Origin of the sequence: Clostridium sp. N3C (genome assembly GCF_900095445.1) — a bacterium.
Classification (GTDB): Bacteria; Bacillota; Clostridia; order Clostridiales; family Clostridiaceae; genus Clostridium_AU.
Window position 1 is genome coordinate 13527 of record NZ_FMJL01000015.1, and the last position, 26361, is coordinate 39887.

The following is a 26361-nucleotide window of genomic DNA, read 5'->3' on the forward strand; positions in this document are numbered from 1 at the left end:
GTACAAATCTCTATTTTAATTTTATCCTTAATAAAATTATTATTCAATAAATCTAATTCTTATATAACTACAGTAAAGAAATGAATTGCTAGCTTTAGCTCTAAGCTTCTTTCTCAAATTATCTGACTCTTCTTACATTATCCCATTTTTATAGGTAAACCGCAAGGTAAGGGGTTACTTATATGTCATAAAAATGAATAGTAAAAATATTTTTTCCCTATATTTTTTATAGCATTTATCAATAATTTTCTTCTGATAAAAATCTATGTTCTGCTAAAAGTAAATCTACCATCCTACCATAACTTTGAACTCCGTCCTTCTGGCCATTAGACTTTAAATAGCTATTATTTATACTATTTGAAATCTCTTCTACCTTACCTTCATATTGAGCCCAAAAATCAATATCATCTAGTATATCTCTTTTCATACCTGGAGAATAATTTCCTATAAGTTCCTTATAACCTTCATAATCTACATACCATAAAGCATTCATAGAATGGATTAAAGCTAACATCACTCCTGAATATTTAAATTGAGGATCATCATTAGCAGTGCAAGTTAAATAAGCAATATAATTAGCTTCATCCTCTCGGGCAAAACCTCTTTGATGAGCCATTTCATGGGTAGTAGTAGCAGGTAGCATAAAATCTCTTACATTAATATTTACGTTGGCCTCCCCTGTATAAGGAATATATATACCTGTAATTCCTGTATAGCTCATAGGCTTAGATAAAATTATCTTTTTGGGTTTACCATATTTTCCGCTAAGTTCTGGGTACTGTTCTGACAACTTTAAAAATCCCTGTGATGCCTTTGAAAAAACTTCTTTATAACCACCTTCAATGGTCATTACTCCATCAGGCCCCTCCTTAATTTTCTCTCTTAACACACTAGCTCTCTCAATGAGGCTTTCACAAAGTTTGTATAGTTGTTCCTGGGATGAATTTTCTATTTTTAAGCCAGATATTTTTTCAAAGGATAACCTATTATAATTAAATCCCCAAAGAACCATAAATAATATATAAAGGATTGATAGATAAACTCCTAAATCTAAAAGCTTAGTTAGAAAGCCTCCCCTTTTTATGCTAATAACAAGCTTAACTATTAGAAAAAATAGTACAATAACAAGTACAGGTAATAAAAATTCCGCTACAGAAAATGGAAATATACCTGCTATTAAACTAAGTACCTGTCTTACAGCTTTATTTATGCCAATAGAATAATATCTTTCAACTGAATCAATGAAATTCTTACTTATTACGTTAATAATAAAGATTAAAGGGGCCATTCCGATAACTATAAGTTTAATTACAGTTTTCTTATGTACTTTCACAATATACCCTCCTAATAAAACTTTACCTGTATTTACAAAAAATATAAGATATCATAAGCGTGACTATAATACAATTTATTTAACAAATATTCTAAACTATGTATAAAAGTAAGTAATATTATGATATAATTGAAACAATAAACTTAAACTATGCTACTTTTCAATATATATAGTATAAATCTAGTGTATAGAGGTAATAAGATGATAAATTATGTTAATAGTATGATTATCACTTCCCAAGAGTATAAATTTTTCATCTATGTTTCCTTTTGCTTATTAATCTTATCATTGCTTTTTATAATCGTACTTTTATTTTATATACGAAAAATAAAAAGGATGCAAAAAGAATTACAGTCTAATCAGGATGAACTTGCTGAACTGTACGAAGAATTAGCTAAAAATGATGATGAAATTCGGGCTCAATACGATGAACTTTCTTCAACCCAAAATTTTTTAGCTAGTGCAGAAGAACGTTACCGTTTAGTATTAGAGTCCACTAACGATGCCATTTGGGATATAGATGTTAGCAACTTCACCATTTTTCACTCTGATAAATGGTACGAACTTTTAGGTTATAATGAGAAAGACTTTGATGGTTATCTTTCTACATGGAGAAAGTATATCCATCCAGAAGATGAACCCAAAATAATAAAAGCCATTAAAGATAGTTTGGCAGAAAAAAACTCTTTTATTAAATGTGAATTTAGAATAATGACAGCCAAAGGTGATTATAAGTGGATTAGAACTAGAGGAAAAGCCTTATTCAATTCCCAAGATGAAGCTTATAGAATCATTGGTTCCCACATGGATATAACTGAACTAAAGGATTATGAAGACGAATTGCAATATATAGCTTATCATGATCCATTAACAGGCCTTTATAACAGATTGTACCTCTATGAAACTGTAGGAACAAGATTAAGTCATATGAAATCAGATGATATGTATAATACACTAGATGCTATGATATTTATAGACATAGATAACTTTAAATTTATTAACGATACCTTAGGTCATTCTTTTGGAGATAAATTCTTACTAGAAGTGGCTATGAGATTACTATCCTTCACCAAGTATAACTACGAATTATATAGGCTTAGTGGTGATGAGTTCGTATTTTATATGAAAAATGCTAATAGCAAAGAGGAAATAGAGTCCTATGCAAATAAAATAACGAATAGTTTTTCAGAGCCATTTTCTATAGATTGTAACAGTATTAGCGCCTCCGTAAGCATAGGTATATCTTTATATCCTTTTGACGGAAAAGATGTGGATAGCTTATTACGCTATGCAGATATGGCTATGTATAAGGTTAAACAAAGAGGAAAAAATGGTTATTGCTTCTTTAACACTTTAATTAAAGATGAGATTCAAGCTAGAGTTAATATAGAAATGCATTTAAAGAAGGCTTTGGAAAATAATGAGTTTAAACTTTACTATCAACCTCAAGTTGATGTAGAATCAAAGCAAATTATAGGTTTTGAAGCTTTAATTAGATGGATTAGTCCTGAACTTGGTATGGTTCCTCCCTTTAAATTTATTCATATTGCAGAGGAAACAGGCTTTATAGTACCATTAGGTGAATGGATCTTAAGAACCTCCTGTGAATTTTGCAAAACTATAAACTCAGAAAAGAATGCAAACTATAAAACTTCCGTTAATATATCTGTAATGCAAATTTTACAGGATAATTTTACCGAAATGGTAGAAAAGGCTTTAAAGGATACCGGGCTATCACCAAATTTATTGGAACTAGAAATAACCGAATCCATTATTATGGAATCTCCTGAACTAATTATAGAAAAATTAAAGACCCTAAGAGAAAAAGGGATTAGCGTAGCCCTAGATGATTTTGGTACAGGATATTCCTCCTTAGCTTATTTGAAAAGCATCCCTATAACAACTTTAAAAATTGATAAGCTGTTTATAGATGACATTTCTTCTGATGACTCTAGTACAACACTGACAGATTCAATTATAAACTTAGGTCATAAAATAGGTCTTACTATAATAGCAGAAGGCGTTGAAACTACAGAGCAACTTAAATATTTAGAAAATAATAAATGCGATATGATTCAGGGCTATTTATTTTCAAAGCCGTTACCTCCAGAGGACATTAAAAAAATACTAAATTAAAGCTATGAAAAATTTAACATTAACCTAATGACATAATCACCTCTTTAATAAGGAAACCTATTAAAGAGGTGATTATGTTATGAAAAAATTCGTTTTTACAATAGCACTAACTTTATTTACTTTCCTTACACCTATAAAGGTTATTGATGCTGTTAGCTTTATTGAAAATCCTGATAAAGATTTTACCTCTATGATAAAAGAAAAAAGAAGCCAAATTAACGAAAAAGTTAAAGAGAACAAAGATATTCAAAAATCCATTAATCAAAAGTCAAAGGAAGCGTCGGATCTCTACATGCTAGTATTTAGCGGCCCTATTCCGCCTTCCGATGAAGACCGTAAAAAAGTAGAAATTATGGAAATGGAACTTGGTTCTATAGCAGAACAAATAGCTCTTACAGAAAAGGCTATTGCTAGAAGGATAAAATCTGTTAACACTTATTTGAAAAATCAAGATTACAATGAGGCTCTTTCTGGTTATGACAGCATCATAAATCTTATGAGCAAACAATACTCAAATCTAAAAAAACAAGATGAAACCTTAAGCAAATATATTAATTTTCTTCAATCCTTAAGACACAAATAATTGTAGCAACCACGAAAAATAAAAAGTATCGGATTATATCAAATAGATATCCGATACTTTTTATCTTACTTTTCTTATATATTTATATCCTTGCCTCTTTTTATCTGCTCTGCTATACTTTTTTATAGTTACATACTTGGTAAAAGGAGGTAGTGTTAAATATATGAAAAGAAAAATTACATATTGCTTAGGTAGCTTTATATTGATTTTTATTCTTTTATTTACCGCTTGCACTACATCACAAAAGCAAGAAAGTAATACTAAATCAGAAAAACAAGATATGACAATAAAGTCAGAAAAGGAAAAGGCAGCAGAGCTTATTAAAGAAAAACTAAACACCCCTGCTCCAAAGGAAGATTTAGATCTTTCAGGTAAAAAACCTATAGTAACTATAGAAATGGAAGACGGTTCAATAATGGAGGCTGAGCTATATCCTGATATAGCTCCTAAAACCGTTTCAAACTTTGTTTATTTGGCTCAAAGAGGTTTCTACGATGGTCTAATATTTCATAGAGTTATTCCTGGCTTTATGATTCAAGGGGGAGACCCTACTGGTACTGGTACAGGTGGCCCAAGTTATACAATCCCAGGTGAATTTACTAGCAATGGCTTTAAGAACGACTTAAAACATACTAAAGGAGTTCTATCTATGGCTAGAAGTAACGAACCTAACTCTGCCGGTTCTCAATTTTTTATCATGGTAGGAGATGCAGATTACCTTGATGGCCAGTATGCAGCTTTTGGTAAATTAATAAAAGGCCTAGAGGTAGCAGAAAAGATTGCTAATGTTAAGCGTAATTCCAATGATAAACCTTTAAAAGATCAAAGAATAAAGAAAATTACTGTGGACTTAGGCTCAGTAGAAAACAAGTAGTTGCAAACATATATTGCTTCGTTCAAAATAAATATTATAATATAACATAAACTGTATATTATGTTATAGGTAGGGTGTTGTGAGTTGAATAAAAAATCAGATCGCTTTCAAGTAGTATACTCTCAAGGGACCTTAGAGATGTACCGTATATTAGTTGATAAAGAGACTGGAGTTAACTACTTGTATATAAGCAATGGCTCTGCCGGTGGTTTAACCCCGTTACTAGATAAGGAAGGTCGTCCTATAATTACTCCATATAACTCATAAATAAACCAGCATTGTACATTTTTATTAAACTTTAAAATTACTAAAATCTTTCTTCGTAATTCAATATTAAAGCTAGAGCAATAATTCACTCTAGCTTTATATTTTTAATCTGCTGTTATAGTATCTAATGCCACTTCAATCATATCTGTAAAAGTTTTTTGTCTTTCCTCCGCAGTGGTTAATTCTCCTGTTACAAGGTGATCACTTACGGTCAATATAGCTAGGGCATTTACACCAAATTTAGCTGCTAAGGTGTAAAGAGCTGCCGCTTCCATTTCCACTGCTAGAACTCCATAATTGGCCCATAGCTTCCAGCTATTTGGATCATCATCATAAAAGGTATCAGAACTTACCACATTACCTACCTTTGTACTTAGCCCCTTTGCCACACTTATATCATAGGCCTTTTTAAGCAGTTCAAAACTAGCTGTAGGAGCAAAATCCATACCTTTAAATCTAATCTTATTTATAGCAGAATCTGTTGAGGCAGACATAGCTAAAATAACATCTCTAACCTTAACGGACTCTTGATAAGAACCACATGTACCTACTCTAATTAAATTTTTAACTCCGTAAAATTGAATTAATTCATTAACATAAATTGATATAGAAGGTATTCCCATCCCAGTACCCTGTACTGATACTCTTTTTCCATTGTAGGTACCGGTATAACCATACATACCTCTTACTTCATTATAGCATTCTGCATTTTCCAAAAAATTTTCTGCTATGAACTTTGCTCTTAGTGGATCCCCCGGTAATAATACCTTATCCGCTATTTGACCTTCTTTCGCACCTATATGCACACTCATTTTAAAACCTCCTTATTCCAACATGCAGTTGGCTTAATTATTATAGCTTGCTAACAAGCTTTACTTTACAATTTCCTTTAAAAAGCTTTCACCATTTTGAATTTTTTCTGTTCCAAAGATTTCAGCTATTGTCTGTCCAATGTCTGCAAAGGTATTTCTTGTGCCTAAATTTACATTTTCCTTTAATGCCTTACCGTAAGCTAGGAAAGGGACATATTCCCTTGTATGGTCAGTTCCAGGAGCAGTGGGATCACAACCATGATCTGCTGTAATAAATAATACATCACTATCCTCCATAGCATTGAGTATCTCCGGTAGTCTTGCATCAAAGTCTTCCAACCCCTTGCCGTAGGCCTTATAATCACGACGATGGCCCCATTTCATATCAAAATCTACTAAATTTGTGAATATGATACCCTTTTTATTTTCCTTCATATAATCTAAAGTTTTATCAACGCCATCCATGTTATCCGTAGTATGAACCGCCTCTGTTATTCCCTGTCCAGAGAAAATATCTTCTATTTTACCTACTGCCATTACATGATAACCGGCCTTTTTAAGCTTATCTAATACGGTATCATGAGGTGGTAATAAAGAAAAATCTCTTCTGTTAGGGGTTCTTGTAAAGGAACCAGGCTTTCCTACAAAGGGTCTTGCTATAACTCTAGCTACTGCATGCTCCTTTACTAAGATATCTCTAGCAATCCTACACATATTGTATAGCTCTTCTAAAGGCACCACATCCTCATGAGCTGCTATTTGAAAGACGCTGTCAGCAGAGGTATATACTATAACCTTACCGGTTTTCATATGCTCTTCCCCAAGCTCATCTAATATCACCGTACCTGAAGCTGGCTTGTTACCTATAACTCCCCTTCCTGTAGCCTTTTCAAAGGCCTTAATTATTTCCTCAGGGAAACCATTAGGGTAAGTTGGAAAAGGTACCATTGATACAACACCAGCCATTTCCCAGTGTCCAGTTGTAGTATCCTTACCTCTCGAAGCCTCTGCAAATCTACCATAACAACCTCTAGGAGACTCTACCTTATTTAATCCCTGTATTTCATCTATGTTACCTAAGCCTATAGATTCCATGTTTGGTACCTTAAGGCCACCTAAAGCTTGAGATACATGTCCTATGGTGTTAACATCTACGTCACCAAATAGCTCTGCATCTGGCATTGCTCCCATACCAACACTATCTAATACTATCCATATAACTCTATCTATATTGCTCTTAACCAAAACAACACCTCCTATATTAATTATTTTCAATTATTATCTTGTATTAATTACCGCTACCTTATTACCTCATAAATCAAAGGAATATCCTTACCCTTTTCTTCTTTTATTTCATAATTATTTAGAATATCCTTAATAGCTTTTTCTATACGCCCTTCATGATTAGCATGAATAACCGCTAAAGTATCCCCTACTCTAACCTTATCGCCACGCTTTTTATTAAGCAGCAATCCTACAGCTAAATCTATCACATCTTCCTTAGTTGCTCTGCCTGCACCTAATTCCATAGCAGTAATGCCCATTTTCTGAGCATCAATTTTTGTAACAAAGCCTTCTCTATCACTTTTCACTTCAACTACATATTTAGCCTTTGGCAATAAATCAAGATCATCTATCTCAGCTCCATTGCCACCCTGAGCCATAATAAATTCCTTAAACTTTTTAATAGCTGAACCATCTTCTATAGTTTTTAAGAGCATCCTTCTAGCTTCCTCTTCAGAAGAGGCCTTCTTAGCTAAAAGTACCATTTGACTACCTAAGGTTAAAGACAATTCTAGCAAATCTTTAGGACCTTTTCCTCGAAGAGTATCTAGAGCTTCCTTTATCTCCAAGGCATTTCCTATAGCAAAACCTAAAGGTTGATCCATATCAGATAATACAGCCACTGTTTCCCTGCCTACACTTTTCCCTATGTTAACCATAGCCTTAGCTAATTCTTTAGCCTCCTCATAGGTTTTCATAAAGGCTCCATCTCCGACCTTTACATCTAAAACTATTGCATCCGCTCCAGCAGCAATCTTTTTACTCATGATGCTGGAGGATATAAGAGAAATATTGTCTACCGTTCCGGTCACATCTCTTAAGGCATATAACTTTTTATCCGCCGGTGCCAGTTCCGCTGTTTGACCCATAATAGCAAGTTTTATCTTATTTACATTGCTTATAAATTGATCTTCTCTTATTTCTACAGAAAAACCACTGAAGGATTCTAGTTTATCAATAGTTCCCCCTGTGTGTCCTAGTCCTCTTCCGGACATTTTAGCTACTGGAATACCTACCGCTGCTACCATAGGAGTTAAAACCATGCTTGTAGTATCTCCTACGCCCCCTGTACTATGCTTATCTACCTTTATACCTTCTATTCCGCTTAGATCCAATATATCTCCAGAATTCACCATAGCCATGGTAAGATCTACCGTTTCCCTCATAGTCATTTTTTGAAAGTAAATAGCCATCATAAGTGCAGACACTTGATAATCTGGAATTTTCCCTTTAGTATAATTCTCTACAAAGTAGTTTATTTCCTCTGTACTAAGCTCCCCGCCATTTCTTTTTTTAATAATTAAATCATACATCCTCATAGAACAGACCTGCTCCTTTATTAAAAATTATTAAAACTTTTTAACCTTCTTTCTTTTCTGCCTCAACCACTGCTATGCTAGCACTCATACCTAATCTATTTGCTCCTGCCTCTATCATTTCTTTTGCAGTTTTATAATCTCTTATTCCGCCGGAAGCCTTAACTCCCATTTCCTTTCCTACCGTTTCCCTCATTAGAGCAACATCCTTAGCGGTAGCACCAGCAGTAGAAAAGCCAGTGGAAGTCTTAACAAAATCTGCACCAGCATTTTTTGCTATAGTGCATATTTGAACCTTTTCTTCCTCTGTTAAAAGACAAGTTTCTATTATAACCTTTACTAAAGCCCTACCATTTGCAGCATTTACTACCGCCTCTATATCTGCCTTTACTTCATCATATTTTTTAGATTTAAGAGCCCCTATATTTATGACCATATCAACTTCCTGAGCTCCTCTTTCGATAACTTGATTGGTCTCAAAGGCTTTAACTTCTCTTGTGGTAGCTCCTAAGGGAAATCCTATAACTGTACAAACTTTAACATCAGAATCCTTTAATTCCTGGGCTGCCAAAGAAACATAATAAGGATTTACACAAACAGAAGCAAATCCGTATTCTTTAGCTTCCTTACAAAGTTTCTTAATTTCCTCCTCAGAAGCCTCTGGCTTTAGTATAGTATGATCTATGTACTTAGCTAAACTCATCTCATTCAACATCCTTCCCTTATAGTTTTCATGTTATTTAAAACTAACTTTATTATACCCTAAATTTCATCTTAACATCATCCCTATATGATACATATTTCCACATTTAATAATCGGCCTAAATTCTAAATTTACATTTATACATTTACAAAAAAAATCATTTTTCTTAATATTGTATGCAAATTTATGATATAATTAATTGTAAATTTGGAGTTTATATTTAATATGAATTAATCTTTGGTTATACATGTTATTTTAGGTTAATAGGGGTGGGCCTATGAGTAAATATGGATTTTATAAGAAATTTCTAATCCTAATTATAATATGCTCCTTAATAATTAAACTACCAATAAAATGTCATGCTGATAATATAAATAAAAATGTAATTATTATAAATTCCTATGAAAGAGGGATGGCTTGGACAGATAATCAAACGGAAGCAATAATATCAGAACTAAAAAAGTATGATCCTTATATCAATATTTCTACAGAATATATGGATTGGAAGCGTTTTCCTTACGATAATGTTAAAGAAGCCTTCTATAAAATGATAAAATTAAAATATGCTAACAAAAAAATAAATTTGATTATATCAATTGATGATGCAGCATTAGATTTTTCATTAAAAAACCGCAAAGAATTATTTAATAATGCACCTATAGTTTTTACAGGGGTAAATGAAGAAAGTCTCAATAAAATCGTATACGACAAAACAAATATCACAGGCATATTAGAATTAGTAGATGTAAAAGGTACAATAGAAGCAGCATTAAAGATTAATCCAAATTTAGAAAAGATATATCTTGTTAATGATTATACCGAAAGTGGCCTATCCACCTCTAACTTAGCAATAAAAGCAATAGAATCCCTTAATAAAAATCTAACTGTTGAATCCTTAAATAATTTTTCTAAATTGAGTATTATTAATTTACTATCTAAAGAGGAAAAAAACAGCATCATCCTTATGGGAACCTTTTTTTCAGATATTAATAAAGAATTTATAGGTAATCGACACTTTACAAAACTTTTAAGTGTTAACTCCAACATCCCTATCTACCTTTTATATGATTATTCCGCTAATAGCGGCGTAGTAGGTGGAAGCATGCTTTGTAGTGATCTATTAGGCCATGAAACTGCCAAATTAGCAAAAAAGATACTAAATGGAGAAAATCCATCCAACCTGCCAATTGTAACTACAAAATCCACTCGCTATATTTTTGATTATGAACAACTAAAAAGATTTAATATACCTAAATCAGCTATTCCCAAGGATAGCATGCTGTTAAATAACCCTTATGCAATATGGGAGCAACATAAAAGTTTAATAATTACTACAGTTTTTGTAATCTTGATATTAATTATATTAGTGATATTTTTAATCATATATTTAAAAAAGCTTAAAAAGATGAAAGAAGAAGTTGAAAACAATCATGATGAGCTATCTGCATTATATGAGGAACTAGCCAGCACCGAGGAAGAATTGCGGGAACAATATCTAACCATCGCCCAAGCTCAAGAAGATTTGATTGAAAGCGAGCAAAGATATAAGCTTGTAATAGAAGCTACCAATGATGCTATTTGGGATTGGAATTTAGCAAAAAATGAAATTTACTTTTCAGAAAAATTTCAAGAACTCACTGGTTATGATAAATCCTTTTTTTCTTCCAAAGATGACGCTTATAAATCGCTTATTCATCCTGATGAAGTTGAAGATATAGCGAAAAAACTACAACTGTACTTAGAACAAAAGATTAATAAGTTTGAATGTGAATATAGGCTTAAAGTAAAAAATAATGGATACAAATGGTTTTACAGTCGGGCTAAAGCAATCTTTGATAGTGAAGGTAACCCTATAAGGATAGTTGGATCTAACTCTGATATCTCCTATATTAAATCCCATGAGCAGGAATTGGCATATTTAGCTTATCACGATCAACTTACTGGCCTTTATAATAGAAGTTATTTTAATGAGAAATTTGCTTTAGCATTTAACAAAAAACTATCCAGCAGTAATTTACAAGCCTTCTTATTTATAGATATGGATAACTTTAAACTAATCAACGACACTTTAGGACATGCTTATGGAGATAAGGTAATAATAGAAACAGCTAAAAAATTAACTCCCTTTACAAATAAAAATAGAGTTCTCTTTAGAATTGGTGGGGATGAATTTCTTCTATATGTAAAGGAAGCTATTGACAAGGATAATGTGGAATCCTTAGCTAAAGAGATTATAAACACCTTTAGCAATCCTATTGTTATAGATGATAATAGTTTAAATATAAACGTTAGTATTGGAATAGCCCTTGCTCCTCAGGATAGTACTACTGCAGACGGTTTATTAAAATGCGCAGACATGGCAACATATAAATCTAAGGAAAACGGAAAAAATACTTATTGTTTCTTTAACCAATCTATAACGGAACATATAAATCATAGAGTAAATATCGAAAGAAATCTTAAAGATGCTTTGCATAGTAATGAGTTTTTCCTTTTATACCAACCACAAGTAAACATAAAATCCAATGAAATATGCGGCTTTGAAGCCTTAGTTCGTTGGCAAAGTAAGGAACTAGGATTTGTACCTCCTAATAAATTTATAGGAATTACTGAAGAAACAGGCTTTATAGTTCCTTTAGGAGAATGGATTTTAAAGACCGCTTGTGAATTTACTTACATGCTTAATAAGAAGTTAAATACCAGCTATAAAGTATCTGTAAACATATCAGTTATACAGATACTACAGAAAAATTTCTGTGATATGGTTTTAAAAATTTTAGAGGAAACTAAACTTAATCCTTCATTATTGCAATTAGAAATTACTGAATCAATTATAATGGAATCGCCAGATTTTATTACAGAAAAGTTGCAACTCCTCCGAAACCATGGCATCAGCTTAGCTATAGACGACTTTGGTACAGGATATTCTTCCTTAGGTTACTTAAGAAACCTTCCAATAGATATGATTAAAATAGACAAGCTATTTATTGACGATATTATAAAAGGAGACTCAAATAATATTATTGCAGACTCCATTATTACTTTATGTCATAAAATAGGAATCACCACCGTATCTGAAGGAGTAGAAACCAAAGAACAGCTAGATTATCTTAAGGAAAATAATTGTGATATTATTCAAGGATATTACTTCTCTAAGCCTCTATCTTCAGAGGACCTATATAAATACTTAACAAACTTTTCATTGGGTGATGTGAACAATTAGCAATCATAACTATCAGTTTCTAATTTAATAAAAAAATAAACGAACGTAAGGCTGCATGCAAGTTACTTAAACTTGTATGCAGCCTCTCTTAATCCCCTATTATTTAGATGCGAACGATCACTCAGATATTAATAACATTGCCCCAAATTTGTTATCTAATAACTTTTAATACCTGAGTATCTAGCCCCCTAAATACGCTTTCTTAACTTTTTCATCATGCAGGAGCTCCTGAGCCTTACCCTCAATGCTTATTACCCCATTAGCAATGATGTAAGCCCTGTCTGCTATTTTTAATGCCATGCTAGCATTCTGCTCTACTAAAAGCACCGTAGTACCTTCACTACTGATTCTTTGAATAATTGAAAATATTTCTTTTACTACTAGAGGAGCCAGCCCCATAGAAGGCTCATCCAGTAATAGTAATTTAGGTTTGGACATTAACGCTCTCCCTATAGCTAGCATTTGCTGCTCTCCACCAGATAGTGTTCCTGCCATCTGATTCTTTCTCTCTTTTAGTCTTGGAAATATATCGAATACCTTCTCATAATCTCTTTTTACCTCTGCTTTATCCTTTCTCGTATAAGCCCCCATTTCTAAATTTTCCATAACAGACATCTTAGGAAATACTCTTCTTCCTTCCGGTACATGAGAAAGTCCCATAGAAACTATTTCTGATGGATTCATCTTACTAATATTAACTCCATCAAATTCAATAGTACCGTCCTTAATTCTTTCAATACCGGATATAGCCCTTAAAGTTGAAGATTTTCCTGCCCCATTAGATCCTATTAAAGTTACTATCTCACCCTTATTTATATGAAGGCTTACATTTTTTAAAGCGTGAATTACCCCATAATATAAGTTTACATCTTTAAGCTGTAGCATGCTCTTCCTCCTCCCCTAGGTAGGCCTTTATAACCTCTGGATTATTCTGTACCTCAAGAGGAGTTCCCTTTGCAATTAACTTACCATAGTCAAAAACGAATATTTTTTCACAGATATCCATAACTAATGACATATCATGCTCAATTAAGATAATTGTAAGATTGAAATCCTTTCTTATAGTACTTATCATTTCCTTAAGTTCATTAGTTTCCTGTGGATTCATTCCTGCCGCTGGCTCATCTAGCAAAAGTACCTGAGGTTTTGTAGCTAAAGCTCTAGCTATTTCAAGCTTTCTTTGTTCACCATAAGGTAGATTTTTTGCTAGTTCATCCTTCTTATTAAATAGCCCCATTACCTTTAGAAGCTCTAAAGCTTCTTCTCTGGCCTTTCTTTCCCCCTTTGAAAAGCCCGGTAATCTTAAAAAGGATGAAAAGACACTATAATTAAGATTATTGTGATAGCCTATTAATACATTTTCTAAAACTGTCATTTCCTTGAACAATCTTATATTTTGAAAAGTTCTTGATATTCCGTAGGCAGCGGTCTTATATGGTTTTAATTTCTGCGTTGTAATCTTTTTATCTAAGTTATATTCTATTTCTCCGGAGGTAGGCTTGTATATACCAGTAAGCAAATTGAAGAAGGTTGTTTTACCTGCCCCATTAGGTCCAATAACCCCAGCAATTTGTCCCTTTTCCACTTCCATGTTAATATTGGAAACTGCTACTATTCCACCGAAACTTTTAGTTAAATCTTTAACTGTTAGCACTGGCATCTGCTGTCTCCTCCTTTCTTAATAACTTCTTAATCCATTTTTTAATTGATTTTAAACCATTCTGCCCTAATATACCTTGAGGTCTATAAAGCATTATTATCATTAATATTACCGCATATATAAGCATTCTATATTCCATAGCATCTTGTAAAAGAGCTGATACCACAGCAAGAACTATAGCTCCAACTACGGAACCAGAAATACTGCCTATGCCACCAAAAACTACCATTACCAAAATATCAATAGATTTCATAAATCCAAAATCACTTGGTTTTATATAATACATGTAATTTGCATATAGAGCACCAGCTATCCCTGCAAAGGCTGCTCCTATAACAAAGGCCATAACCTTGTAATAGGTTGTATTAACCCCCATAGCCTCTGCGGCAATTTCATCTTCTCTTATAGCAATACAAGCTCTTCCTTGATATGATCTTATAAAATTATTAATTAGTATTATGGTAGCAACCACTACAAAGTAGAGCCAAGTCCAAGTTGTATAAAAAGGAATATCATTCATTCCAGCAGCGCCACCAACTTTTTCATAGTTTTCAAGTAAAACCTTAATTATTTCCGCAAAACCTAAGGTAGCTATGGCTAGGTAGTCTCCTTTTAATCTTAGAGATGGTATTCCAATGATCAAACCGGCTATGGCTGTTATAACTGCTGCAGCTAATATTCCAAAGATAAAATCCTTTCCATAAAGAGAAGTTACCACTGCAGATGCATAAGCTCCTAAAGCCATAAAACCTGCATGTCCAAGAGAAAACTGTCCTGTAAAACCATTAATTAAATTTAAGCTTACTGCCAAAATTATATTTATTCCAATTATATATATATTAGATTCTATATGAGGTGGAATAATGCCTTGTTCCAACATTATCTTTCCCAAGATGTATAATAATAAAATGATAACTACCTTAATAATGTTCTTCTTATTTAACATCTCTAGACTCTTCACGCTTCCACCTCCTATACCTTCTCTTTAACGTTTTTACCTAGAAGTCCGCTTGGCTTAATTATTAGAACCACAATTAAAATTAAAAAAGCTACTGCATCTTTATAGGTAGAACTTCCAGCATAACTTACAAAGGTTTCAATAATACCTAAGAAGAATCCACCAAATACAGCTCCTGGTATAATTCCAATACCACCAATAACCGCTGCAATAAATGCCTTAAGTCCTGGTGCCATTCCCATTAATGGATTTATGGAATTATAGTATACACCAACTAAAACTCCTGCTGCTCCTGCTAAAGCTGAACCTATAGCAAAGGTAAAGGATATGGTTTTATTAGAATTGATACCCATAAGTTCTGCTGCTTCCTTATCCTGAGATACAGCTCTCATGGACTTACCAACCTTTGTTTTATGAACTATAAATTGCAATAATACCATTAATATAATAGTAATAAGAACAATATAGATATTTTTAGAATCTATAACTACATTTCCACCGAAAAGTGATATGCTGTGGTCTGGTAAAAGATCATCCCTGAAAGTTCTTGTTTCCGCACCAACCAAAGCCATCATTCCGTACTCTAGTATTAATGAAACTGCTATAGCAGTAGTAAGGGCTGCTATTCTGCTAGATTTTCTAATAGGCTTATATGCAACCTTTTCAATAATAATTCCCAACAAAGCACAAACCACCATAGATATTATAAGGGATGGAATAAATCCAAGGCCCATGCTTGCTGTTACATAAAAACCTACATATGCGCCCACCATATAAACATCACCGTGGGCAAAATTTATTAAATTTATAATTCCATATACCATAGTGTATCCTAAAGCAATTAAAGCATATATACTTCCTAAGGAAACACCGTTTATTAATTGCTGTACAAAGCCCTCCATTTAATTCCCCCCTTTGTTATCTATGTTTTAGAGCTTAGTGATTGTATTACTTTTAAAATGTCAGATGTATAGCAAATTCAGCCAAGCCGAATTTGCTATACATGATTATAATACTCAAGTCCTATTAAATTATGGTTCTAGTTTTTCTAAGAAAGTAATTTCTCCGTTCTTAACCTCTAATATAGTAATAGCTTTTACAGGATTATGCTGTTCATCCATAGTTAATGTACCTGTAACTGCCTTAAAGTCCTTTGTAGCTGCCAATGCTTCTTTAATAGCTTCAGCATCAGCCTTTCCTGCTCTCTTTATAGCATCTACTGCCAAATAGCCTAAATCATAGCCTAAAGCGTTGAAAGCATCTGGTTCCTTGTTATATTTTGCCTTGAAGGCTTCTTTAAACTTTGTTACTTCTTCTGAAGTATCCTGTGATGAGTAGTGATTTGTATAGTAAACCTTATTTAATGCATCCTTTCCTGCTAACTCCAATAGCTTAGGAGAATCATAACCGTCTCCACCAAGTACAGGAGCCTCTATACCAAGTTCTCTAGCCTGCTTAATGATCAGACCAACTTCTTCATAATAACCTGGAACAAATAGAACATCTGGATTAGTGGCCTTTATATTTGTTAAAACAGCCTTAAAGTCTGTATCCTTTGACTTATAAGCTTCTTCAGCAACGATTTGTCCAGTATAATTCTTTTTAAAGCTATCTGCTAATCCTTTACTGTAGTCACTAGTTGTATCTACAAGCATAGCAGCCTTCTTTGCAGCTAACTCTTCTCCTGCAAACTTAGCCATTATAACTCCCTGGAAGGAATCACTAAAGCAAGTTTTAAATATATAGTCTCTTACCTTACCATCCTTATCTACTGTTACATCATCTGCAGTAGCTGATGCAGATACTAAAGGTACCTTATACTTGTTAGCCATTGGTGCTGCAGCCTTAGTATTTCCTGAAGTAGCTGCTCCTAATATAAGTACTACCTTTTCTTTAGTAGCTAATTTTGTAGTTATATTAGCTGATTCTGCAGTATCAGACTTATTGTCCATTTTTACTGCTTCAATCTTCTTGTCCAAAACGCCCCCGTTGTTATTGATTTCTTCAAAAGCTAGTTCTATACCTTCCACAAGACTTCTACCATAAGTAGCAACTTGCCCAGAAAGTTCGTAGTTTAATCCTACTTTTATAGTATCTCCACTGTCTTCCTTCTTACATCCTGTAAAAAGGCTTGCACCAACTAAAACTGCTGTCAATAAAGTCAAAGACTTTTTCATAAAAACCCCCCTCATTTTACTTTTACATTATTTATACAAAACGCCTCTATATGCCTTGCATATAGAGGCGTTACATATACGCGTTACCACTCTATTTCACAGTCACTTCACAGCAACTGCCTCATCAGGTTCTTTCAAACCTTAGCCTTTTAACGGGGCCACCGTCATGGCTTACTAACCTTCAGCCATAAAACTCAGAAGTGATCATTACCTATCAAATTAATATCGGTTCCCAGCTCCCCCGACTCTCTTGGATTAATTATTGATAGCTTTATCTTCATCAACGTCTTTATACATATTTTATAATAATATTTCACATTTTAAATATTATTATATTTCTTTATTATTTTTGATTATTTAATAATTTTTTTAAGAACTTTTTGAAACTGTTATATATAAAATAGCACGGAATTATCATTGTGTCAATAACTCCTATGAAAAAATCAAATATTTTTTCAAAAACAAGTATAAAATTTATGAAATCGTTTTAATTTCTATGAAAGTTTTTCATATTTATAAAAACTTAAATCTATGAAAAACTCTTTTATAAAAAATATAAAGGACATTTCTTAAGTTTGATAAGAAATGTCCTCATTATCGCATACTTTTTCAATTATAATAATTCTTTTCTCAATTCCGCGCCTGATTTTGGTGATAAATAACTAAATGGAATATCAAACACTGTACGTGCTCCACTTTGACCTTCCTTGGCTAATCTGTAAACCGCTCTAGCATAAGCTACAAGTACACTGGAAGTAAACTCAGGATTGCTTCCAAGGGATAAATTAAACTCTAATTTCTGCTTTGTACCTTTTCCTGAAACCCCTGTACGAATTACGAAACCTCCATGAGGAATACCACTATGCTTTTCCTTTAATTCTTCTTCACTTATGAAATGTACAGTAGTGTCATAGTCAGCAAAATAGTTTGGCATAGTCTTAATTTCTTTTTCAATAGCGGCTAAATCTGCCCCTTCTTCCGCTACAACATAACAAATTCTTTCATGCTTCTCTCTTGTAGTTAATTCAGGATTTTCACCAGAACGAACCTTTTCTAAAGCTGCTTCCACTGGCACTGTATACTGTTTTCCATCCTTAACTCCTGCTATTCTTCTTATAGCATCGGAATGACCTTGGCTTACTCCTGGTCCCCAGAAAGTATAGGTGCTACCTACTGGTAAAACCACTTCACCAAGAATTCTATTTAAAGAAAATAAGCCTGGGTCCCAACCTACTGATATAAGTGCAATTTTCCCTGACTTCTTAGCTATTTCATCAAGTCTATCAAAGTATTCTGGTATTCTAGCATGGGTATCGAAACTATCCACTGTATTAAAATTTGCTGCTATATCAGGAGTCTGCTCTGGTAAATCTGTAGCGGAACCTCCACACATTATCATAACATCAATCTTATCCTTATAATTATTAATTTCAGAGATATGTACCATCTTAGATTTTCCATCTAAAGTGCTAGGATCTCTTCTAGTGAATATAGCCTCCAACTGAAAATCATCATTTTGAGCCAAAGCTAGCTCTACACCTTTTCCTAAATTTCCGTATCCTACAATTCCTACTCTAATTTTATCTTTCATATAATGTCCTGACTTATTTGGCCAGGTACCCCCTTTCCAAATATTTTTATTATAAAAGTTTAAATATTTTATAGAAGTTAGTGTAGCATAATAGCTTATAACTTTCCATATATTAATTTAATTTTTTACATCTATATTATTCTAAAAACCTCATATCTAAAATTTTTACATAGTACTGGTTTTATTTGATAAATATTGATATTATAATAGTAAACATAAACTTTTTTTACTATATAAAAAATTTACTATATAATTTATTATACAAATAAGTTAAGCAAAGGAGAAATATTATGCTTTTCAAAAAAAAATCTGACACACTAAGCAATTCAGCTGTTACTACAAGCAGCTCCGAAGAGGTTATTACCACTAATTCTTCTAAACATACATACGATTTTATTAATTCAGTTAAAACAACCATCAGCAATACCATTAAACAACATCAACAAGTAAATGCCCAACATGAGCAGCTTGCTGAACTTACTGAAGATATAAAATCACATATGTCAACTTTAGCTAATTTAACTACAAAAACCACAGAATCTACAACAAACCTCCAAAGCCAAGGGGAAAAACTTTTAAGTATTACTGATAGCACTGTTAAAGGTTCCTTACAAGGTAAAGAAGCTATAGAGGAAATGACAAATATCATTAAAACCTTGGAAGAAGAGAATATTAATAACCAAAAAATGATTACTGAATTAGCTCTTAAATTTAAACAAGTTGAAGAAGTGCTAGGTCTTATAACTAATATAGCTTCCCAGACTAATCTTTTAGCTTTAAATGCTAATATAGAAGCGGCTAGAGCTGGTGAACATGGAAAGGGCTTTGCAGTAGTTGCAGATGAAGTTAGGAAACTGGCAGAAGAAACTAAAAACAGCGCTAAGGATATATCGCAACTCATCGAAAACATTTCTCTAGGGGCTAAGAATGTCCTTGCAAATTCAGAAAAATCTAATGAAGTTATAGCCATGGGAGTGCAAGCTTCCGAAAAAGCTATAGATAAAATCGAAGACAGCCTTTCTGCTATTCAAAATTTAGATAAAGAAGTAAATAAGATGATAGAAAGTTTAAGTGATCAAAGTTCTAATATAACTGATATGAACAAAGAAATATCTTCAATAGAAAGAGTTCTTAAGCAAACAACAGATACCATTGTGAACCATATTGAAGAAGCTAATATAGTTGATAAACATTTAGCAGAAGCTACTAATCACCTTGAATCTTTCAATGAATAAGAAAAGTTCTTGTATTACTTATAAATGAAGGTGTTGCAAACTACTGATTTGGTAGTATTGCAACACCTTCATTATTTCTTTAGCTATTAACTAATTCTCTCTTCAGAAAAATTTTCAAACTGCATATTGTAGAGATAGGAATAAGTTCCCTTCATCTTTAATAGTTCTTCATGTCTTCCTCTTTCCTTTATGCCTTCATCGGTAAGCACAATTATCTCATCTGCATTTCTTATAGTACTCAATCTATGTGCTATAACCAAGGTTGTCCTATTCTTAGCAAGCTCTTCAAGAGATCTCTGAATGTATCTCTCACTTTCATTATCTAAAGCAGAAGTTGCTTCATCCAATATTAAAATAGGAGGATTTTTCAAGAACACTCTAGCAATAGATATTCTTTGCTTTTGACCACCGGAGAGCTTAACTCCCCTTTCTCCTACATAGGTGTCATAGCCATCTTCTAAGGACATAATAAAATCATGTATATTAGCTTTCTTAGCTGCTTCAATAATTTCTTCCTTACTTGCTCCTGGTTTACCGTATCCAATATTTTCACCAATGCTGCCAGCAAAGAGATATACATCCTGTTGCACAATACCTATTGCATTTCTTAAAGACCTTAACTTTAAATCCCTTATATCTATACCATCTACAGTTATAAATCCCTCACTTATTTCGTAAAATCTTGGAATAAGACTGCAAAAGGTTGTTTTTCCTGCACCGGAAGGACCAACTAGGGCAACGGTCTTTCCAGCTTCTATATCAATGTTAATGTTGTTTAGCACAGTATGCTTATCATTATAGCTAAAGGATACATTTTTAAACTGAATATTTCCCTTTGGATCAACTAAATCCTTTGCCCCCTTCTTATCTTTAATATCAGGCTCTGTTTCCATAACCTCTAAGAATCTTTCAAAACCGGTGATTCCTCTTTGGAACTGTTCTGTAAAGTTTACAAGCTTCTCTATTGGATTCAAGAATATATTTATATAGAGAATATATACAACTAAACCCGAAAGTTCAAGGGTTCCATTGCTTATAAAAATTCCACCACTAAGTATAACTGATAGATAAAGTAGACCTTGGAAAAATCCATTTCCACTGTAGAATCTGCCCATAATCATGTAGCTATCCTTTTTGGTGTCCAAGAATTCTTGGTTTCCTCTATCAAACTTACTTTTTTCAATTTTTTCATTGGCAAAGGACTTTACCACTCTAATTCCAGCTAAGCTATCCTGCACCTGAGCATTAACATTTGCTATCTTCTCTCTATTTTTCTTAAATACAGCCTTCATCTGCTTATTATAGTATGCAGAGAACAATATCATAACACCTGTAAGTAATAATAAAATCAATGTAATTTTTACATTAATACTCATTAATATTATGAAGGACCCTATTAATTTAATTGCGGATATAAATAAGTCCTCTGGTCCATGATGGGCCAATTCAGATATGTCGAATAGGTCATTTACTATTCTAGACATAATCTTACCAGTATTCTTATTGTCATAATAGGAAAAGGATAGCTTTTGAAGATGGTCAAAAATATCCCTCCTCATATCCGCCTCCATTCTAGCTCCCATAATATGTCCCCAGGATGTTATAAAATACTGGCAAAAAAGTTTCACAACATACATTAATAGCAAGGCACTTCCTACTATTAATACATACTTTAATATTACTTGTCTATCATTCAGTACATATACATCATCTAAAAGATATTGTACTAACAGTGGGAAAACTAAATCTATTGCAGATAGCAATAAGGCACAAAACATATCTGCAAAAAATAAAAGCTTATAGGGCTTATAATAGGAAATAAACTTTCTTATGCTCTTCATATTTTCTTGTCACCATCCTTTTGGCTTAAATTTGCTCTATACATAAAGGTAACATTTTAGATAAATTTTATCAATGGATGAAAATAGAAGTTATAGGTCAGAGAATGAGGATAAATTTCCGAAGTGCAAAATTTTTCATTTTAATTTCCTTGTAGTGTAGTCATGACCACCCGTAAAACCGGTGGCATGCTCTAGCCCTATAATGGCATATTACTGTCTGTGTCTAAAGACACGCTGAATAGTCCGCCAACCGCATATTTTCTCAGGCTGCCCCTAAAGGGGCTGTTTATTTTTTTCCTTTGTTTCTGGCTCGCCCGTAAACGGGTCAATAAATTCCTTAAATTGAGCCACACTTATCTTTTGTGGTATACTAACTAATATATGTATATGGTCTGGACAAGCATTATCTTCTATGATTTCAACACCCTTATGCTCACACAATTTTCTCAAAATCTGTCCTATATCTTTCTTTATCTTTCCATATATAATTTGTCTTCTATACTTAGGTGCAAATACTATATGATATTTGCAATTCCATTTAGTATGTGATAAACTTTCTGTATCCATTTGGATAACCTCCTTTGTTATTTGTTTGGTTGGCGAACCTTACTATAGATTACAAAAGGAGGTTATTTTTTTCTACTCATAGCTGTAAGCTTTTTAGAACCCCCGGTATAACCGGGGATATTCGTTACACAAAAATTACTACAGGAAATATATCCCTGTAGTAATTTCCAAACAAATCTTATCTCGTCTAATTAAATTTACACAATTCTATGGACGTTCTGAAAAGATTAAGATGTATGGATCCCTTAGAACATTGAAACCATGCATCCCAATATGCATAACATTTTTATTAAATTGATTGTCTACTTAATATGGATCAGTTCAAACCTGCCACTCTTTATCTCTTATAAATATTTACTTTCTTTTATTTCCTAAATTTTCGACCAATATTTTTAACCTATAAATTCTTTATAAACCTTTCAATCCTCTTCAATGCCTCCACTATATTTTCATAGGAAGAAGCATAACAAGCTCTCACAAAGCCCTCTCCACATTCTCCAAAGGCAGTTCCTGGTACAACTAGCACTCTTTCTTGCTTCAAAAGGCCTTCGCAGAATTCATCAGAGGTTAAACCGGTGGATTTTATTGAAGGAAATACATAGAAGGCTCCTAGAGGCTCAAAACAACTTAGTCCCATCTTCCTAAATCCATTTACCATAACCCTTCTTCTTCTGTTATATTCCTTAACCATGTCATTTACTTCTCTATCACAGTTTCTTAAAGCTTCTATAGCTGCAAACTGAGCTGTGGTTGGAGCACACATCAAAGCATATTGATGGATTTTTTTCATTTGCTCTATTAGAATCGGATGTCCACATACATAACCTAGTCTCCAACCTGTCATAGCAAAGGCCTTAGAAAAGCCATTAATAACTATAGTTTTGTCCCTTATCTCTGGGAAGCTAGCTATGGATACATGTTTCTCACCATAACTTAATTCTGAATATATTTCATCAGAAATTACTATTAAATCCTTATCTTTTAGCACTTCAACTATGGAAGCTAACTCTTCTCTTGTCATTATAGATCCTGTTGGATTGTTTGGAAAAGGAATTATAACCACCTTAGTTTTTGGAGTAATGGCTGCTTCCAAAAGCTCTGGGGTCAATTTAAATTGATCTTCCTCCCTAAGATTAATTACCTTTGCAGTAGCACCAGTAAAAGCTGTACATCCCTTGTAGGCTACAAAACTTGGTTCAGGAATGATAACTTCATCCCCAGGACCTACTAAAGCTCTTAGTGCTATATCAATACCTTCACTACCTCCTACCGTTACTATGATTTCACTAGAAGGATCATAATGCAAATCATATCTCTTTAAGTAGTTTGCTATTTCTTGACGAAGTTCTACAAATCCTGCATTAGAAGAATAATGAGTTTGACCTTTCTCCAAGGAATATATACCTACTTCTCTTACCTTCCAAGGAGTTACAAAATCCGGTTCACCAACCCCTAAGGATATAACGTCATCCATTTCATTTACTAGATCAAAGTATTTTCTAATGCCTGATGGCGGCATATTTTTAACATTATCTCTTATCATATCTTCTATCTTCATATAAATATAGCCTCCCTATCGTCCACTGGTTTTTTCTCAAATATTGTACCTTTATCTTTATACTTCTTTAGTACAAAATGAGTAGCACAGCTTATTACACACTCCTGCGTGGCTAATTTTTCTGCTACAAAGAGGGCTACTTCCTTCATGGTTCTTCCTTCTACTATAACTGTTAAATCAAAGCCTCCAGACATAAGGTAACAGGCCTTAACCTCTGAAAATCTATATATCCTTTCTGCTACCTTATCAAAACCCTCTCCTCTTTGTGGAGTAACCTTTACCTCTATAAGGGCAGTTACAGTTTCATCATTCATGTTTTCTCGATTTATCAAAGCTGTATATCCAACAATAACATTCTGCTTTTCATAATTTTTTATAGCTTCCTCTACTTCTTCCGGTGTTTTCCCCACCATCACCGATATCTCTTCATTGCTAAGTCTACTATTCTTTTCTAGAACCTCTAAAATCTCTTCCATACTTTAATACCCTCCTTTTAACAAATAAAGTATTATTCTATTAAAAAAACTCCTTCTTCCCAATAAGGGACGAAGGAGTATATTCGCGGTACCACCCTAGTTAGTGTCATAAGACACTCTCTCAACCGGAACTAAAATTCCGTGCCTCTATAACGTGAGGTAACGTCTTATTTATTGAACATATATAGGATTATGCTCATTTCTTCATAAGAAACTCCAAGGCTGCTTTCCATAACAGCTAGCTACCGGACTCCCACCAACGCCGGTTCTCTAAAAGCATCACTATTACGTACTCTTCCTTATCAATATTTTTGACCTTTTATTACGTTTTTATTAATTATACAGTAAGACTATTGATAAATCAATAGAGTTTTTTAAAGTATATCTTCAAACTAATATATATATATGAGTTACTTCCTTTGAATTATTGCTTTTATAGTATAATATCTCTAGCTTTTTATGCTCTTATTATAACCGGAACATAAGGAAGTTCTATTTCTCCCTCTCTTATATTTATCTTCTTACCATTAACTAGATTTTCATATTCTCCATCCTCTACAGGAAGCTTTATAGTACCATCTTCAAGGTTTACATTGAAGATTCCAATTAGCTTTTCATGGCCCTTTTCATAGGTTATAACAATAACATCCTTATTATCAACAACTCCTATAGAGTAATTTCCTTCTGCCATAATAGGCTCTTTCTTTAAGGCCGCTAGTTTCTTTATCATAGACACAAAGTCTTCTTCCATTCCAGCCCAATTTACCTTATCATCATTAAAGAGATTAGGAATCTTGTCATCTTTTGCTTCTTGTCCGTTAAATATTAAAGCCGCTCCCTTTTGGAAGAACATGTATGCAGTCCATATGTTTAGCTTCTCATTATCTGGAATTAGATGCTTAGCCCTTGGCTGATCGTGATTTTCAAGGAATCTTAATTTTACATAGTTATCTGGATATATAACTTCCTGCATGGCCACTCTGTCTATGTATTCCTTAAGAGTATTCTTGCCTTCCAAATATCCCTTAAAGTAATTATGAACATCATAGTCATAGCATATATCAAAGGCATTATATACTTCACAGTCAGAATGAGCAACGAAACCTTCCTTTCTAAGGTATGAAATAAAGCTATGTTCCACGCTTTCAGCTAACCAAATAACCTCTGGTTTTACCTTCTTTACTTCTTCTCGAGCTTTCATCCAAAACTCTATTGGAACTAAAGGTGCCACATCACATCTAAAGCCATCTACTCCTATTTCTGCCCAATACTTTAAGGTATCAATTTGATAAGTCCATAAATCCTTGTTGTTGTAGTCTAAATCTACTATATCACTCCAATCTCCAACCTTGTTACCTCTTTTTCCATCTGGTTTAATATAAAAATATTCTGGATGGTTTCCTACAAGCCAGGAATCTGGAGATGTATGATTGTAAACCACATCTATCATTACCTTCATGCCTAATTGATGAATTTTATCTACTAGTCTTTTAAAATCCTCTAAGGTACCATATTCAGGGTTAATTGCTCTATAATCCTTTATAGCATAAGGTGAACCAAGTATACCCTTTCTATTAACCTCTCCAATAGGATGAATAGGCATAAACCACACTATGTCCGTACCTAGGTCCTTAATCCTCTGCAAATCTTCCTCTATATCTATAAATTTACCATTCTTACCATAATTTCTAACATAAACAGAATAAATTACGGCATTTCTTAGCTTTTTAGATGTATCTAAAGCCATAGAATCACTCCTTCCTAGTA

At 33.3% G+C, this 26361-nt stretch carries 21 protein-coding genes, 1 pseudogene and 2 other annotated features; of the genes and pseudogenes, 6 read left to right on the forward strand and 16 right to left on the reverse strand.

Annotation, left to right across the window (positions count from 1 at the left end):
* Positions 1-238 precede the first annotated feature (238 nt).
* Positions 239-1333 (reverse strand): DUF3810 domain-containing protein, encoded by a 1095-nt coding sequence (locus N3C_RS06325; protein ID WP_083604446.1) that lies wholly within the window; start codon positions 1331-1333, stop codon positions 239-241.
* A 201-nt stretch (positions 1334-1534) separates the two neighbouring features.
* Between N3C_RS06325 and N3C_RS06330 the strand changes: the two genes are divergently transcribed.
* The 4 genes from N3C_RS06330 (at position 1535) to N3C_RS06345 (ending at position 5193) form a co-directional block, all read left to right on the forward strand.
* Positions 1535-3469 (forward strand): EAL domain-containing protein, encoded by a 1935-nt coding sequence (locus N3C_RS06330; RefSeq protein WP_074365213.1) that lies wholly within the window; start codon positions 1535-1537, stop codon positions 3467-3469.
* A 79-nt stretch (positions 3470-3548) separates the two neighbouring features.
* Positions 3549-4052, forward strand: coding sequence for a hypothetical protein (locus N3C_RS06335; protein ID WP_074365214.1), 504 nt, complete (start codon positions 3549-3551; stop codon positions 4050-4052).
* 397 nt (positions 4053-4449) lie between these two features.
* Complete coding sequence (locus N3C_RS06340; protein ID WP_074365256.1) at positions 4450-4926, forward strand: peptidylprolyl isomerase; 477 nt, start codon at positions 4450-4452, stop codon at positions 4924-4926.
* Between the two features lie 84 nt (positions 4927-5010).
* Complete coding sequence (locus N3C_RS06345; protein WP_074365215.1) at positions 5011-5193, forward strand: DUF6440 family protein; 183 nt, start codon at positions 5011-5013, stop codon at positions 5191-5193.
* A 104-nt stretch (positions 5194-5297) separates the two neighbouring features.
* Here the strand turns inward: N3C_RS06345 and deoD are convergent, their stop codons facing one another.
* From deoD to deoC, 4 genes are read right to left on the reverse strand one after another with little or no spacing between them, the layout of a single operon-like run.
* Positions 5298-6005 carry a purine-nucleoside phosphorylase gene (gene deoD / locus N3C_RS06350; RefSeq protein WP_074365216.1) on the reverse strand — a complete coding sequence of 236 codons (708 nt, stop codon included), beginning with the start codon at positions 6003-6005 and terminating at the stop codon, positions 5298-5300.
* A 60-nt stretch (positions 6006-6065) separates the two neighbouring features.
* Positions 6066-7250 carry a phosphopentomutase gene (locus N3C_RS06355; RefSeq protein WP_278281039.1) on the reverse strand — a complete coding sequence of 395 codons (1185 nt, stop codon included), beginning with the start codon at positions 7248-7250 and terminating at the stop codon, positions 6066-6068.
* A gap of 53 nt (positions 7251-7303) precedes the next feature.
* On the reverse strand, positions 7304-8608 hold the full coding sequence (locus tag N3C_RS06360; RefSeq protein ID WP_074365217.1) for a pyrimidine-nucleoside phosphorylase: 1305 nt from the start codon (positions 8606-8608) through the stop codon (positions 7304-7306).
* A gap of 40 nt (positions 8609-8648) precedes the next feature.
* Positions 8649-9308: a deoxyribose-phosphate aldolase gene (deoC, locus tag N3C_RS06365; RefSeq protein ID WP_074365218.1), complete on the reverse strand. Its 660-nt coding sequence runs from the start codon at positions 9306-9308 to the stop codon at positions 8649-8651.
* 277 nt (positions 9309-9585) lie between these two features.
* Between deoC and N3C_RS06370 the strand changes: the two genes are divergently transcribed.
* The gene (locus N3C_RS06370; RefSeq protein WP_074365219.1) at positions 9586-12531 is read left to right on the forward strand and encodes an ABC transporter substrate binding protein; all 2946 of its coding nucleotides are present in this window, start codon (positions 9586-9588) and stop codon (positions 12529-12531) included.
* Between the two features lie 180 nt (positions 12532-12711).
* Here the strand turns inward: N3C_RS06370 and N3C_RS06375 are convergent, their stop codons facing one another.
* From N3C_RS06375 to N3C_RS06400, 6 genes are all read right to left on the reverse strand, one after another.
* Complete coding sequence (locus tag N3C_RS06375; protein WP_074365220.1) at positions 12712-13416, reverse strand: ABC transporter ATP-binding protein; 705 nt, start codon at positions 13414-13416, stop codon at positions 12712-12714.
* Positions 13403-14191, reverse strand: coding sequence for an ABC transporter ATP-binding protein (locus N3C_RS06380; protein WP_074365221.1), 789 nt, complete (start codon positions 14189-14191; stop codon positions 13403-13405). Before N3C_RS06380 ends, N3C_RS06375 begins: the two co-directional genes overlap by 14 nt.
* Entirely contained in the window at positions 14172-15152 is a 981-nt protein-coding gene (locus N3C_RS06385; protein ID WP_242944052.1) for a branched-chain amino acid ABC transporter permease, read from the reverse strand. Before N3C_RS06385 ends, N3C_RS06380 begins: the two co-directional genes overlap by 20 nt.
* Positions 15153-15163: 11 nt before the next feature.
* Positions 15164-16051 (reverse strand): branched-chain amino acid ABC transporter permease, encoded by an 888-nt coding sequence (locus N3C_RS06390; protein WP_074365222.1) that lies wholly within the window; start codon positions 16049-16051, stop codon positions 15164-15166.
* Positions 16052-16180: 129 nt separating this feature from the next.
* Positions 16181-17326 carry an ABC transporter substrate-binding protein gene (locus tag N3C_RS06395; RefSeq protein WP_074365223.1) on the reverse strand — a complete coding sequence of 382 codons (1146 nt, stop codon included), beginning with the start codon at positions 17324-17326 and terminating at the stop codon, positions 16181-16183.
* Between the two features lie 60 nt (positions 17327-17386).
* Positions 17387-17619 (reverse strand) — a binding site (T-box leader).
* Positions 17620-17939: 320 nt separating this feature from the next.
* Entirely contained in the window at positions 17940-18917 is a 978-nt protein-coding gene (locus N3C_RS06400) for a diaminopimelate dehydrogenase (RefSeq protein ID WP_074365224.1), read from the reverse strand.
* Positions 18918-19207: 290 nt separating this feature from the next.
* Between N3C_RS06400 and N3C_RS06405 the strand changes: the two genes are divergently transcribed.
* Positions 19208-20152: a methyl-accepting chemotaxis protein gene (locus N3C_RS06405; protein WP_074365225.1), complete on the forward strand. Its 945-nt coding sequence runs from the start codon at positions 19208-19210 to the stop codon at positions 20150-20152.
* 86 nt (positions 20153-20238) lie between these two features.
* On the opposite strand, the gene N3C_RS06410 is transcribed toward N3C_RS06405, so the two are convergent.
* The 5 genes and pseudogenes from N3C_RS06410 to N3C_RS06430 all read right to left on the reverse strand — a co-directional run bounded on the left by N3C_RS06410 (position 20239) and on the right by N3C_RS06430 (position 26341).
* Entirely contained in the window at positions 20239-21993 is a 1755-nt protein-coding gene (locus tag N3C_RS06410; protein ID WP_074365226.1) for an ABC transporter ATP-binding protein, read from the reverse strand.
* Between the two features lie 327 nt (positions 21994-22320).
* Positions 22321-22560: pseudogene (tnpA, locus tag N3C_RS06415) on the reverse strand (IS200/IS605 family transposase); the annotation flags it as partial.
* A 397-nt stretch (positions 22561-22957) separates the two neighbouring features.
* Positions 22958-24118, reverse strand: coding sequence for an aminotransferase class I/II-fold pyridoxal phosphate-dependent enzyme (locus N3C_RS06420; RefSeq protein ID WP_074365228.1), 1161 nt, complete (start codon positions 24116-24118; stop codon positions 22958-22960).
* Positions 24115-24594, reverse strand: a complete 480-nt coding sequence (locus tag N3C_RS06425; protein WP_074365229.1) for an Lrp/AsnC family transcriptional regulator — start codon at positions 24592-24594, stop codon at positions 24115-24117. The genes N3C_RS06420 and N3C_RS06425 overlap by 4 nt, the downstream gene beginning before the upstream one ends.
* Positions 24595-24656: 62 nt before the next feature.
* Positions 24657-24909, reverse strand: a binding site (T-box leader).
* 142 nt (positions 24910-25051) lie between these two features.
* Positions 25052-26341 carry an alpha-amylase family glycosyl hydrolase gene (locus N3C_RS06430; protein WP_074365230.1) on the reverse strand — a complete coding sequence of 430 codons (1290 nt, stop codon included), beginning with the start codon at positions 26339-26341 and terminating at the stop codon, positions 25052-25054.
* Positions 26342-26361: the final 20 nt, after the last annotated feature.

What these genes read in the sequence shown, in the direction of transcription:
- N3C_RS06330 (WP_074365213.1), top strand. Translation starts at nt 1,535, where the DNA reads ATGATAAATTATGTTAATAGTATGATTATCACTTCCCAAGAGTATAAA.
- N3C_RS06335 (WP_074365214.1), top strand. Translation starts at nt 3,549, where the DNA reads ATGAAAAAATTCGTTTTTACAATAGCACTAACTTTATTTACTTTCCTT.
- N3C_RS06340 (WP_074365256.1), top strand. Translation starts at nt 4,450, where the DNA reads ATGGAAGACGGTTCAATAATGGAGGCTGAGCTATATCCTGATATAGCT.
- deoD (WP_074365216.1), bottom strand. Translation starts at nt 6,005, where the DNA reads ATGAGTGTGCATATAGGTGCGAAAGAAGGTCAAATAGCGGATAAGGTA.
- N3C_RS06360 (WP_074365217.1), bottom strand. Translation starts at nt 8,608, where the DNA reads ATGAGGATGTATGATTTAATTATTAAAAAAAGAAATGGCGGGGAGCTT.
- deoC (WP_074365218.1), bottom strand. Translation starts at nt 9,308, where the DNA reads ATGAGTTTAGCTAAGTACATAGATCATACTATACTAAAGCCAGAGGCT.
- N3C_RS06370 (WP_074365219.1), top strand. Translation starts at nt 9,586, where the DNA reads ATGAGTAAATATGGATTTTATAAGAAATTTCTAATCCTAATTATAATA.
- N3C_RS06375 (WP_074365220.1), bottom strand. Translation starts at nt 13,416, where the DNA reads ATGCTACAGCTTAAAGATGTAAACTTATATTATGGGGTAATTCACGCT.
- N3C_RS06380 (WP_074365221.1), bottom strand. Translation starts at nt 14,191, where the DNA reads ATGCCAGTGCTAACAGTTAAAGATTTAACTAAAAGTTTCGGTGGAATA.
- N3C_RS06390 (WP_074365222.1), bottom strand. Translation starts at nt 16,051, where the DNA reads ATGGAGGGCTTTGTACAGCAATTAATAAACGGTGTTTCCTTAGGAAGT.
- N3C_RS06395 (WP_074365223.1), bottom strand. Translation starts at nt 17,326, where the DNA reads ATGAAAAAGTCTTTGACTTTATTGACAGCAGTTTTAGTTGGTGCAAGC.
- N3C_RS06400 (WP_074365224.1), bottom strand. Translation starts at nt 18,917, where the DNA reads ATGAAAGATAAAATTAGAGTAGGAATTGTAGGATACGGAAATTTAGGA.
- N3C_RS06405 (WP_074365225.1), top strand. Translation starts at nt 19,208, where the DNA reads ATGCTTTTCAAAAAAAAATCTGACACACTAAGCAATTCAGCTGTTACT.
- N3C_RS06410 (WP_074365226.1), bottom strand. Translation starts at nt 21,993, where the DNA reads ATGAAGAGCATAAGAAAGTTTATTTCCTATTATAAGCCCTATAAGCTT.
- N3C_RS06420 (WP_074365228.1), bottom strand. Translation starts at nt 24,118, where the DNA reads ATGAAGATAGAAGATATGATAAGAGATAATGTTAAAAATATGCCGCCA.
- N3C_RS06425 (WP_074365229.1), bottom strand. Translation starts at nt 24,594, where the DNA reads ATGGAAGAGATTTTAGAGGTTCTAGAAAAGAATAGTAGACTTAGCAAT.
- N3C_RS06430 (WP_074365230.1), bottom strand. Translation starts at nt 26,341, where the DNA reads ATGGCTTTAGATACATCTAAAAAGCTAAGAAATGCCGTAATTTATTCT.